Source organism: Roseovarius sp., from assembly GCF_018066915.1.
Taxonomy (GTDB): domain Bacteria; phylum Pseudomonadota; class Alphaproteobacteria; order Rhodobacterales; family Rhodobacteraceae; genus Roseovarius.
Genome location: NZ_JAGPVV010000164.1, coordinates 1 through 11,248 on the forward strand (window position 1 = coordinate 1; position 11,248 = coordinate 11,248).

The 11,248-nt window shown below is 63.2% G+C and carries 11 protein-coding genes; 2 read left to right on the plus strand and 9 right to left on the minus strand.

Annotated elements, in window-relative coordinates; genetic code table 11:
* On the minus strand, positions 1 to 1,415 hold a 1,415-nt coding region (gene murJ, locus KBT70_RS08835; RefSeq protein ID WP_296631473.1), incomplete at its 3' end, for a murein biosynthesis integral membrane protein MurJ.
* A gap of 129 nt (positions 1,416 to 1,544) precedes the next feature.
* Between murJ and KBT70_RS08840 the strand changes: the two genes are divergently transcribed.
* Positions 1,545 to 3,320, plus strand: a complete 1,776-nt coding sequence (locus tag KBT70_RS08840) for an SLC13 family permease (RefSeq protein WP_363270345.1) — start codon at positions 1,545 to 1,547, stop codon at positions 3,318 to 3,320.
* 82 nt (positions 3,321 to 3,402) lie between these two features.
* Positions 3,403 to 5,241: a sodium:proton antiporter gene (locus tag KBT70_RS08845; RefSeq protein ID WP_296631481.1), complete on the plus strand. Its 1,839-nt coding sequence runs from the start codon at positions 3,403 to 3,405 to the stop codon at positions 5,239 to 5,241.
* 166 nt (positions 5,242 to 5,407) lie between these two features.
* Here KBT70_RS08845 and KBT70_RS08850 read toward each other — a convergent pair whose 3' ends face one another.
* From KBT70_RS08850 to KBT70_RS08885, 8 genes are all read right to left on the minus strand, one after another.
* Positions 5,408 to 6,763 carry an FAD/NAD(P)-binding protein gene (locus KBT70_RS08850; RefSeq protein ID WP_296631486.1) on the minus strand — a complete coding sequence of 452 codons (1,356 nt, stop codon included), beginning with the start codon at positions 6,761 to 6,763 and terminating at the stop codon, positions 5,408 to 5,410.
* Positions 6,763 to 6,912: a hypothetical protein gene (locus tag KBT70_RS08855; RefSeq protein ID WP_296631490.1), complete on the minus strand. Its 150-nt coding sequence runs from the start codon at positions 6,910 to 6,912 to the stop codon at positions 6,763 to 6,765. The genes KBT70_RS08850 and KBT70_RS08855 overlap by 1 nt, the downstream gene beginning before the upstream one ends.
* Positions 6,913 to 7,027: 115 nt before the next feature.
* Positions 7,028 to 7,615 carry an alpha/beta hydrolase gene (locus tag KBT70_RS08860; RefSeq protein WP_296631494.1) on the minus strand — a complete coding sequence of 196 codons (588 nt, stop codon included), beginning with the start codon at positions 7,613 to 7,615 and terminating at the stop codon, positions 7,028 to 7,030.
* Between the two features lie 93 nt (positions 7,616 to 7,708).
* Entirely contained in the window at positions 7,709 to 8,188 is a 480-nt protein-coding gene (locus KBT70_RS08865) for an Lrp/AsnC family transcriptional regulator (RefSeq protein WP_296631497.1), read from the minus strand.
* 3 nt (positions 8,189 to 8,191) lie between these two features.
* On the minus strand, positions 8,192 to 8,911 hold the full coding sequence (gene cysA / locus KBT70_RS08870; RefSeq protein WP_296631500.1) for a sulfate ABC transporter ATP-binding protein: 720 nt from the start codon (positions 8,909 to 8,911) through the stop codon (positions 8,192 to 8,194).
* An 11-nt stretch (positions 8,912 to 8,922) separates the two neighbouring features.
* Positions 8,923 to 9,786: a sulfate ABC transporter permease subunit CysW gene (gene cysW / locus KBT70_RS08875; protein ID WP_296631503.1), complete on the minus strand. Its 864-nt coding sequence runs from the start codon at positions 9,784 to 9,786 to the stop codon at positions 8,923 to 8,925.
* Positions 9,779 to 10,618, minus strand: a complete 840-nt coding sequence (gene cysT / locus KBT70_RS08880; RefSeq protein ID WP_296631508.1) for a sulfate ABC transporter permease subunit CysT — start codon at positions 10,616 to 10,618, stop codon at positions 9,779 to 9,781. The genes cysW and cysT overlap by 8 nt, the downstream gene beginning before the upstream one ends.
* 3 nt (positions 10,619 to 10,621) lie before the next feature.
* Positions 10,622 to 11,248, minus strand: a 627-nt coding sequence (locus tag KBT70_RS08885; protein WP_296631511.1) for a sulfate ABC transporter substrate-binding protein, incomplete at its 5' end; no start/stop codon positions are given.

An 11,248-nucleotide genomic window follows, 5' to 3' on the forward strand; every position in this document is an offset into this window, starting at 1 on the left:
GCCCAACCTGCCCCCGTCACGGTCTCGACGGCGCGCAGGGCTGCATCGCGGGACCAAAGGATGATCAGGCCCAACGCGACACCGGTGCCGAGGACGACCATTGCCGCCTTTGGAGAGGGTCCCTTGAGAAATCCTCGGGCACGCCCTGCCCGAAACAGAAGCGCCGCATAGAGCGTGAGGCCTGCCGATGTCGCAAGCGCAAGCCCTACGGCGCCAAGCGCGGGGGCGAGCAGGATCTTGAGCCCGATGTTGACCGCGGTGGCGGCAACGAGAAGCCGAAGCGGCGTTCGCGTATCCCCGCGCCCGTGGAACCCGGCAACGAGCGAGCGCAGCGCCAGTGCCGGAACCAGCCCGAGGGCATAGGCCGCGAGGATCGCCGCTGCAGCCTTGGCAGCGGCAAGATCGAACGCACCACGCACGAAGAGAATTTGCAGCGCCCAATCACCCAGCGTTGCCATCATCACCGCGACCGGCACACCCACAACGAGACAGATCAGGAGGGCGCGGTCGAGCACGGCCCGCATGCCTGCAGCATCACCCAGACCCGCACGGCGTCCGATGTCGGGTAAGATGACCGTCCCGAGCGCCACGCCGATAAGGCCGATGGGGAGCTGATAGAGGCGGTCGGCATAATACAGATGCGAGAGCGAACCCGTAGGCAGAAAGGTTGCAATGATCGTGTCGGCGAAGATCGCCACCTGAAGGGCACCCGATGTCAGGATCGCAGGTCCAAGGCGGCGGAACACTAGGCGCGTATCGGGCGAGAGACCCAGCCGAGGGCGCGACAGGGGCAGGCCCGCGCGGGTCGTGGCCACGACCAACAGCACCACTTGCGCCACACCCGATGCCATGACGCCCCAGGCAGCGGCATGGGCAGCGCTCGGAAACGAGGCAGCCATCAGGAGCGCGCCGATCATGAAAAGGTTGAGCAGGATCGGGGCTGCCGCCGGGGCGGCGAAGCGGTCACGGCCATTCAGAAGGGCCGCGAGGAAGGCGACCAGCGACATGCAGAGCAGATAGGGAAAGGTGATCCGCGTGAGCGTGACGACGAGCGGCCAAGTCTCGTCTGAGGGTTTCAGGCCTGGGGCGAGCACGGCCAACATCCAGCCCGTCGCCCCAAGCGCAAAAGCCAGCAACGCGATGTTGGCGAGGGTCAGCCAGCCCAGAACCTCTGCCCCAAGCCGTGTGCTGTCGCGTCCGGCGGCGTCGGCGGCGGCCCATGTCGGCAGAAAGGCCGCGTTGAAGGCGCCCTCTGCCAGGATTGCGCGGAAATGGTTGGGCAGGCGAAAGGCCAGCATGAAAGCGTCTGCTACCGGCCCGGCACCCAGGGTCGCGGCCAGCACGACATCGCGCAGAAAGCCGAGAATTCGGCTGGCCAGCGTCAGGCCGGAAACGGTGCCGAGTTTGCGCAGCATGGCGTGGAACCCTTAGGACTGAAGCGACACGCCGCGAACCCCGGCGCGCGGCAGGCAGTTTTCGATTGAAACCACGGCTTCGTTTATCGTTTATGCCGGAGAACGCCAACTCCTTTGAGAAAGCCCCGCATGAGTCTTGACCAGATATTTGTCCTCGCGCTTGTTGCGGTGGTTTTCCTGAGCTTCTTCAAGGAGATTTACCCACCAGAGGTCACGGCCCTGGCGGCCTCGGCGGCGCTCTTGGCGACGGGAATCATCGAGACGCGGGATTTTCTCGACGTATTCAGTTCCTCGGCCCCGATCACCATCGCGATGATGTTCATCATCTCGGCGGCGCTGGAGCGCACTGGCGTTCTCACGATCATCGGTGATTTTCTGAAACGACAGGCGCGGGGGTCTTTTCTGAGGGCCATGCTCTTGATGATGACCGGTACGATGGGGGCTTCGGCCTTTATGAACAACACGCCTGTGGTGATCCTGCTTACGCCGATCATGATTTCGGTGGCGGCCTCAGTTGGGGTTGCGCCATCACGGTTGTTAATCCCGCTGTCGTTCTCGGCGATCTTCGGCGGCACGCTGACACTGGTTGGCACCTCGACCAATATCCTGATGAGCGGCGTGGCGCGCGAGGCAGGACAGCCTGCGATCACCATGTTCGAGATGACGCTGCCCGGCCTAATCTTTGCCACCACAGGCATGCTCTACATGATGTTCGCGGGGCGCTACCTCTTGCCGGACCGCGCGTCCCTGTCGGGGATCTTGGGACAAGAGGGAAAACGGAGGTTTCTCGCGCGGCTCTTGATCCCCAACGGGTCGAAATATGTCGGCAAGCGGCTCTCTGAGTTGCCCTTCAACACGGCTGAGACGCGCATTCTGGATGTGGTCCGCGGCGAGGTGTCGATGCGGCGCACGATGAAGGAGTTGGTGCTCGAGGTCGGCGACCGTCTGGTGCTCAAGACCGGCACGGGCGAGATCCTCGGGCTGAAGGAGGACGGACAGATCGCCTTTCGAGATCGGGACGATCATGATGTCGAGCCGGTGACCGCCGATCAGACCATCACGATGGAGGCCAGTGTCGGCCCCAATTCGCATCTGCGCGGGCGGCCGATCAAGGATCTCAAGTTGCGCCGGAAATATGGCGTTTACCTCATGGCGGTGCATCGGCAAGAGCAGAACATCAGTCAGGAGTTGCAGGACTTGCGACTTCAATTCGCCGATACGCTGTTGCTCGAGGGTCCGCCCGAGGGGCTTCAACGGATGATGGAGGATGGCGGCATCGTCAACCTCTCGACCCCCACCGAACGCCCGCAACGTCGGTCTAAGGCACCCATCGCGATTGCCACGATCTTTGGCGTGATGGGGTTGGCCGCGTTCGACGTCATGCCAATCGCGGGCCTTGCGGTGATCGGGGCGGTGGTCGTGATGATGACCCGTTGCGTCGATCCCGAAGAGGCGTTTGATGCGATCGATTGGCGCATCCTGTTCCTGATCTTCGGGATGCTCGGCCTTTCCATGGGTCTGGAAGAGACCGGGACAGCGCGCGTGATCGTTGAGGCGGTGGTTCATTCCGTGGGCGGAGTCGGCCCGCTCGCTATCCTCGCCGCCGTCTATGTTCTGACCAGCGCGCTGACCGAGATGGTATCCAACAACGCCGTTGCGGTTCTGGTCGGCCCCATTGTCATCGCCCTTGCCGTCGAGTTGGGCTTTGATCCGCGCCCTTTCATCATGGCGGTGATGTTCGCAGCCTCGGCCAGCTTTGCAACCCCCATCGGGTATCAGACCAATACCTTCGTCTACAGCGCGGGGGGCTATAAATTCGCCGACTTCCTTAAGGTAGGTCTGCCGCTCAACATCCTCTTTGCCGTGGTTGCCGTGATCATCATCCCGATCTTCTTTCCGTTCTGAAGAGTGCGGCATGGACCTTTTGCACCCTGCGTGATTGTTTCGACCTGACAGGCGACGTTGCAACGGCAAAGGGAGAGCGAACTTGGCAGTCGGTCACGCAGAGGCGCTGATGTCGCCGGTTCAGGCCATCGCCCTAGTGGGCGTGCTGGGCGTGGGGGCACAATGGCTGGCGTGGCGGCTGCGCTTGCCCTCCATCGTGCTGATGCTGCTGGCGGGTTTGGTGGTCGGCCCCTTGCTGGGCTGGTTTATTCCCGATCGCGATCTGGGCGAAATCTATCGACCGCTGATTGGCGTCGCGGTGGCCATCATCCTGTTCGAAGGCGGCCTCACGCTGGAACTGGAGCGGCTGGGCGAAGAACAGGCCGCGGTGCGGCGGTTGGTCTATATCGGCGCGCCTCTGGGCTGGCTGTTGGCGACTGCGGCCATGATGGTGACCATGGGCATACCATGGCAGGCAGCAGCGGTGTTCGGTGGCGTTCTGGTCGTGACCGGCCCCACCGTCATCGCGCCAATGCTACGGCAGGCGCGTCTGCGGCGGCGTCCTGCACAATTGCTGCAATGGGAGGCGATCATCAATGACCCCATCGGGGTGCTGATCGCGGTTCTGGTGTTGGAAATCGTGCTGGTCGTCGAAGGCGGGATGACGGCGGGCGAGGCCGTGTTGGCCCTGCTTGCGGGTATCGGATTTGCCGCCGCGGTGGGCGTTCTGTCGGGGCTCGGACTGGCGCGCATGTTTCAACGCGGGCTGGTGCCGGAATACATGAAGGTGCCGGTCCTCTTCGTGCTGGTGACTGCGGTCTTTGCGGTTACCGATGCGCTGCTCCACGAGTCCGGTCTTTTGGCGGTAACCCTCATGGGGATGGTCATGGCCAATGCCAAGCTGGCCTCGCATGCGGAGTTGCACCGCTTCAAGGAACATGCCGCGCTGCTTTTGGTGTCGGGCGTGTTCATCCTGATGGCGGCCAGTCTCGATTTTGCGTCGCTGACCGCGCTTGATTGGCGCGCGGCGGTATTCGTGATTGCCGTGATCGCAGTTGTGCGGCCCTTGCAGGTGCTGCTGCCGATGCTGGGCACGACGACACCGTGGCGCGAGCGGATGCTGGTTGCCTCTACCGGTCCGCGCGGCGTGGTCATGATCGCGGTGTCCGGCCTCTTCGGGGACAAGCTGGTCGAGGTGGGCGTGGCAGAGGGTGCGTTGCTGGCACCGCTGGCCTTTGTGCTGGTTCTTAGCACGGTCATCCTGCACGGCTTTACGCTCAGCGGGATCGCGCGGCTCTTGGGGCTGAGCGGCGGCGGCAGGCCCGGTGTGCTCATCGTGGGCGGTTCGCCGTTTTCGGTCGACCTGGCGAAAGCGTTGCAAAAGATTGATGTTGTCCCGCTGATCGCGGATCCCAATTATCGCAACATCCTGCGTGCGCGGCACGAGGATATACCTGTCTTTCACGGCGACATTCTTGGGGAGGCAGCAGAGCATCATGTCGAATTGATCGGCTACGAGGTCCTGCTCGCAGCGTCGGAGAACGATGCCTATAACACATTGGTTGCCACCGACCTCGGACAGGAACTGGGCCGGACACAGGTCTGGCAGGTGCAGCGCGCCAAGGATGCCCTGAGCCGTCATGCCCTGCCGCCGCAGCTTGGCGGACAGGCCCTGATCGGCAAACCGACCTATGCCGATCTGGTTGACCGCATCGCCAAGGGATGGCGTGTGCGCGGCGTCCAGTTCAAAGAGCGCTACGGGCTTGAAGAGTGGCGTGAGAAGAACCCCGAGGCCAGCATCCTAGGCTATCTGTCGAAACGTGGCGAGTTTGCATTTCTCAACCCGGAGGAAGAGCTGAAAGCGGATCAGGCCAGTGCCATTCTGACATTGTCGCCCTCCGGGGACGACGCCCCAGAGCCCGCAACTCCCACCGACAACTAGGGCGCTGCTGAGGGCAATGAGACGCGATCCGAGGGGCGCTGAGGCTGGCCAAACACATCTCGGCCAGCCCGCGTTTCAATGCAGCCCGAACTCGGCCATCCTCTCCATTCGAAAGAGACCGTCGAAAGGAGAGGAAAAATGCTGCCCGAAAGCAGCAGGGAGAATATCAGGACCGCTTTCCAACCGTGTCAGGTTGACCGCTCAGCGCGCGGGCAAGCTCGGCGCATTGCAGACGGATGTCGGGAATCGCAGTGGTTTCCCACAAGGCACCGCGCGCGCAGGGACCGATGGCAAAGACCCGGCGTGCAGCAACGCCACCACGCGCGATAACCTCTGCATCAAGGGTGGTATCCAACCCAAGACGCAGCGGATCAAGCCGCGCGATGCCGCGTGCCAGCATATCCTGGATCACCGGTGCGCTGTCCGTCTCAGGGTTGCGCCGGAGGCCACGGCAATCAATCGCGTGATCGGCAACCAGCATTCGCTCGGTTCCATCAGGCCCGTTGGTGACAATCCCGATCTGTTTGCCCATGGGCACCGCCCCGGCAAAGCGCGCGCGCAGGAGAGTCAATTGCCCACTCTCTCGTGCCGCCGCGATGGTCTGCGCCGATTGCGGCGGCATCCGGTGGCGGTGCACCTCCCAACGGCTGGCGCAGTGGCGCAGAAAGCGGGCCCGCGTTTCGGTATCCCAGGACCGCCAGATCGCGGCGACGTGCGGGCGCAACCCATCGAGCACAAGCTGCCAGGGGATGCCCTGCGCCTCGGCGGCGCGGACACGCCTGCGCAGCCAGCGCAAGAGCGCGCTCACCGACGCGCAGAGCGGCACCTCACCGCGTCCAAGGGGCAATGCCGCGCCGCTGACATGCGGTTTCGGCAAGAGGCCACGACGCGACAGGCAGGTGATGGGCCCGCGATGGCCCCGCGCCAGCAGCGCCACCACGTGATCGACCATCGACAGGCCGGTGCCAACGATCACCACTTTTGCATCAAGATCCTCGGGCGGGGTGAAATCCCACGCGCCGCGCAAACCGTCGCGCGGCGCGGTGGGCACCGCATGGCCGGTGGCCAGGATCGCGGTATCGGCCAGAACGGCGGTCCCGTCATCCAGATGCGCGCTCACACCCTTTGCCGTTGGCTCAAGACGCAGCACCTCGCCCGAGACGCAGCGCAGACGGTCATCGCGCCAAGGCGACACAAGACTTTCGAGATAGCGGCCATAGGTGGCGCGGCTGACAAAACACTGATCTGTCGCGCCGCAATCCACGTCCCTCGTGCGCAGCCAGCGCAGGAAATGATCCGGGTCATCGGGAAAGGCGCTCATGTTGTGGACGCGGGTATTGAGCAGATGCTCGGGGTTGTCGGTCGCATAGGCGATGCCGCAGCCAAAGATACCACGCTTTTCCACGATGGTGACACGGGTCTCGGGGGCGTTGTGCAACAGATGCGTCGCCATCAGCGCCCCACTCGCTCCGCCACCGATGATCAGCACATGGTGGGCGGAGCGGGGGAATGAGCCGTCCATCACACAGACGCCAACAGTATGGCGCAGAAGGCGAGGCAGAACAGCGCAAGGCACACTTCAGCGCGCGAGGGCAAGGGATCGGAGTCCTGGACGCCGTATTCGGGCGACAGGAATGCGGCAAAGCCGGGATCGTGGGCGCAGTAGAACATGGGGGTCTCCTCAGTCTGGGGGATCAACTCAGGATCACGATGGCCATCAGCGCGGTGTAGGACACGACAAAGACGGTCATCGGAACGGCCTTGCGGATGCGGTTCAGGATCGGTGTCATGCGTTCACTTCCTTCTTGTTGAGGTGGTCTTGGTAACTGGCGGTTGCGCGACCCGGCAGGGCAGGCAAAGACCAGATCAGATCGCGGAGCGCGCGCCCTTCAGGCCATGGGCCAAAGCCGGAGGCCACGTTGACATGCCCCGCCTCGCCCATATCGACAAACTCCGCACCCCAGCGTTTCGCCAACCAGCGGGCGCGCGGCTGGCTCATCCAGGGATCATTCCGGCTTGCGGCGACGATTGTGGGAACATGCAGCGGCACTTCGGGAATTTTGCCAAAAGGTGCCGTGCGCGGATCTCGCGATGTCTCAGCTGGAGCAACCAGAAGCGCGCCACTGACCTTGAGTTGTGGCCAGCGCGCCAAGAGCTGCACCGCCGCCACCGCGCCAAGGGAGTGCCCCACCAGAACCGCACCGGGATGCAAGAGCAGCGCGCCTGCGATCTCGGTCAGCCATTGATCCGAGCGCGGCCGCTCCCAGCATTTCTGCTCGACGATGCGCGCGGTCGGGTCCATGCGTTCCCACCAATGTTGCCAATGGGGCGCGGGAGAGCCGTCGAGGCCGGGAAGAAGAAGGGTTCTGATCATGGGTGATCTCCTTTCCCATATACACTATCATCTTTATCGTGATTTAGGGTTCCAAATTTCAGCACGCTTTTAGAATGTGAGTCTCTCTTGGGGTCAGGCTGTGACCGTGTCGATGGGCCAGACGGTGGTGTCCCGAATCACCTCCATCGAGAATTTGGAGGTCACATTGCGGCACGGCAGGCGGCGGGTGAGTTGCAGGTAGAAGTCATCAAAGGCGGCCATATCGGCCACAGCCACCTTGAGCAGGTAATCGACATCGCCCGCCATGCGATGCACCTCGACGATTTGAGGGAATTCCGCGATGGCGGCCCGAAATTCGGCGCGCCATTCGCGGGAGTGGTCCGGCGCCTCGATCTCGACAAAGACCCGAAGGCCAAGGCCGATTTGCGCGGGATCAACAATAGCCACGCGGCCCATGATGATACCCGCCGCTTCGAGCTTTTGCACCCGCTTCCAGCAGGGGGTTTGTGACAGCCCTACCCTCTCGGCCAGTTGCGCGACCGGGATAGTCGCGTCGCGCATCAACTCATGCAGGATCTTGCGGTCGATCCGGTCCAAGTCCACTTTGCTCATGGCTCATGCCGCCGTGAACGCGCGCACGAAATCATTGGCGGGACGTGCGCGGATATCCGAGGGCTTGCCGACCTGTTCGATCCGGCCCATCGACATGACCACGACGAGATCGGCGAGTTCCATCGCCTCTTCCTGATCGTGGGTGACGAAGATCGTGGTGAGACCCGTGGTGTCGTGAATGTCGCGCAGGCCCTGTCGCAATTCCTTGCGCACCTTGGCGTCAAGCGCACCGAACGGCTCGTCCAACAAGAGCATCCGTGGCTCGATCGCCAGCGCACGCGCCAGTGCCACGCGCTGCCGCTGCCCGCCCGAGAGCTGGCTGGGGTAGCGCGCACCGATATCGGGCAGTTGGATGAGGTCGAGCAGGCGATTGACCCGCCGCCCAATCTCGGCGTCGGTCGGGCGCTCACGGCGTTTGCGGGCACGCAGGCCGTAAGCGATGTTTTCAAACACCGTCATATGTTTGAAGAGCGCATAATGCTGGAACACAAACCCCGCGCGGCGTTCCTGCACGGTGAGGCCGGTGGCGTCCGACCCGTCAAAGAGCACGCGCCCAGAGGTTGGGAATTCCAACCCGCCCAGAATACGCAAGAGCGTGGTCTTGCCCGAGCCGGACGGTCCCAGAAGCGCGATGAGCGCGCCCGACGGAATGGAGAGCGAGACCGGATGCAGCGCACGCTCGGTGCCGAATTCCTTGGCCAGTTCTTCGATTTCGATATGCATGGGTTTCCCTTTCAGTGACGGCGCGTCGCGGCCAGAACATCCGCGTGACGCCATTCGAGAAGCGATTTGAGGGTGAGCGTGACGAGCGCCAGCAACGCCAGCACGGCAGCCAGCGAGAAGGCCGCGACCGAGAGATATTCGTTATAGAGCATCTCGATCATGATCGGCATGGTCGTGGTCTCGCCCCGGATCTTGCCCGAGATGACCGCGACCGCGCCAAACTCGCCCATGGCGCGCGCATTGCAGAGCAGCACGCCGTAGAGCAGCGCCCAGCGGATATTGGGCAGCGTCACGGTAAAGAAGGCGCGCCAGCCCGAGGCCCCCAGCGTCAAGGCCGCCTCTTCCTCGGCCCGGCCCTGTTCGATCATCACCGGGATGAGCTCGCGCGCGACAAAGGGAAAGGTCACGAACATCGTGGCCAGAACAATGCCGGGAAACGCAAAGACGATCTGCATGTCATTGGCCACCAGCCACGCCCCGAGCGATGAATTGACCCCGAACAAGAGCACCAACGCCAGACCGGCCACCACCGGCGAGACCGAAAAGGGCAGGTCGATCAGCGTGATCAGAAAGGCCTTGCCGCGAAAGTCGAACTTGGTGATCGCCCAAGCAGCGGCGATACCGAAGACCGCGTTCAAGGGCACGGATATGGCCGCCACGATCAGCGTAAGGCGGATGGCCGAACGCGCATCGGGCGAGGCCAGCGCCTCCCACGACGCCGCCCAGCCCTGCCGCAACGCCTCGGCAAAGACGGCAATCAGCGGCGCAAAGAGCAGCACCACGATGAGTGCCATGGTCACGCCGATGAGCAGGCCGCGTGCGAGGCGCGGTTCGGTTGTGACGGATTCCGCCCGGATGAATGTAATGTCAGACAAGTCCGATCCTCCGTCTGCTCCAGATTTGTATTAGGTTGATCGCCAGCAGCATCGCGAAAGAGATCAGCAGCATGGCGATGCCGATGGCGGCGGCGGCGTCGTAATTGTATTCCTCAAGCCGGATCACGATCAGCAGCGGCGCGATTTCGGTCAGGTTGGGGATATTGCCCGCAATGAAGATGACCGAGCCGTATTCGCCCACCGACCGCGCCAGCGCGAGCGCAAATCCGGTCAGGGCCGCAGGGGCCAGCGTTGGCAGGACCACTCGGCGGAGCGTGTAGGTGCGGCGCGCGCCCAAGGTTGCGCTGACCTCCTCGACCTCGCGGTCAAGTTCTTCGATCACCGGCTGCACCGTGCGCACGACGAAGGGCAGCCCGATGAAGATAAGCGCCATCCAGATGCCCAGTTCGGTATAGGCGACCTTGATGCCGAGGGGGGCCAGCGCCTGACCAAACACGCCGTTCGGCGCATAGAGCGCCGTAAGCGCGATTCCCGCCACCGCCGTCGGCAGGGCAAAGGGCAGGTCAACGGCGGCATCCACCAGCTTGCGCCCCCAGAACCGATAGCGCACCAGCACCCAGGCCAGCACGATTCCGAACACGAGGTTGAAGAGCGACGCGATCAGCGCCGCGCGAAACGACAGCGCCAAAGCCGACCATATGCGCCGGGAATTGACCATATCCCAAAGATCGGCGGGGCCGATCATCAGGCCCCGACCAAGGAGTGCCCCGATGGGAAGAAGGACCACGATGGACAGAACCGCCATCATGATCCCAAAGCTCAGCCCAAACCCCGGAAGGGGTGAGGGCGAGCGCAAGATGCTCGCCCTCATGCCTTACTTCTCCGAATAGATCTGGTCGAACACGCCGCCTTCGCCGAAATACTCGGGCTGCACCTTGGGCCAGCCGCCGAAATCGGTGATGCTGACAAGATTAACTTCGGGAAAGCGCGCGGCGTCTTCGGGGGCTGCGGCCGAGGTGTCCCAAGCGCGGTAGAAATGTTTCAGCGCCAGCGCCTGCGCCTCGGGGCTATAGAGATGCTGCAAATACGCCTCTGCGGCCTTGCGCTGTTCGTCCGAGGTGATGTTGCCGTCGACCAGCGTCACCGGCGGTTCTGCGAGGATCGAGACCGAGGGCACCACGATGTCGAACGCATCTTCGCCCAGTTCCTTGAGGGCGAGGAAGGCTTCATTCTCCCAGGCCAACAACACGTCACCAATGCCGCGTTGCGTGAACGTGGTGGTCGATCCGCGCGCGCCCGTATCGAGCACAGGCACGTTCTTGTAGAGCTTGCCGACGAACTCAGCCGGATCGTGTCCGTTCTTTTCGGCATAGCCCCATGCGGCGAGGAAGTTCCAGCGCGCACCACCCGAAGTCTTTGGGTTGGGGGTGATAACCGCCACGCCCTCGCCGATCAGATCATCCCAGTCCTCAATGCCCTTGGGGTTGCCGTCGCGCACCAG

Bases quoted from the DNA above. Each gene is read 5' to 3' on its own strand.
- KBT70_RS08865 (WP_296631497.1), bottom strand. From the start codon at position 8,188: ATGAGCAAAGTGGACTTGGACCGGATCGACCGCAAGATCCTGCATGAG.
- KBT70_RS08860 (WP_296631494.1), bottom strand. From the start codon at position 7,615: ATGATCAGAACCCTTCTTCTTCCCGGCCTCGACGGCTCTCCCGCGCCC.
- KBT70_RS08840 (WP_363270345.1), top strand. From the start codon at position 1,545: ATGAGTCTTGACCAGATATTTGTCCTCGCGCTTGTTGCGGTGGTTTTC.
- KBT70_RS08855 (WP_296631490.1), bottom strand. From the start codon at position 6,912: ATGTTCTACTGCGCCCACGATCCCGGCTTTGCCGCATTCCTGTCGCCC.
- KBT70_RS08850 (WP_296631486.1), bottom strand. From the start codon at position 6,763: ATGGACGGCTCATTCCCCCGCTCCGCCCACCATGTGCTGATCATCGGT.
- cysA (WP_296631500.1), bottom strand. From the start codon at position 8,911: ATGCATATCGAAATCGAAGAACTGGCCAAGGAATTCGGCACCGAGCGT.
- cysT (WP_296631508.1), bottom strand. From the start codon at position 10,618: ATGAGGGCGAGCATCTTGCGCTCGCCCTCACCCCTTCCGGGGTTTGGG.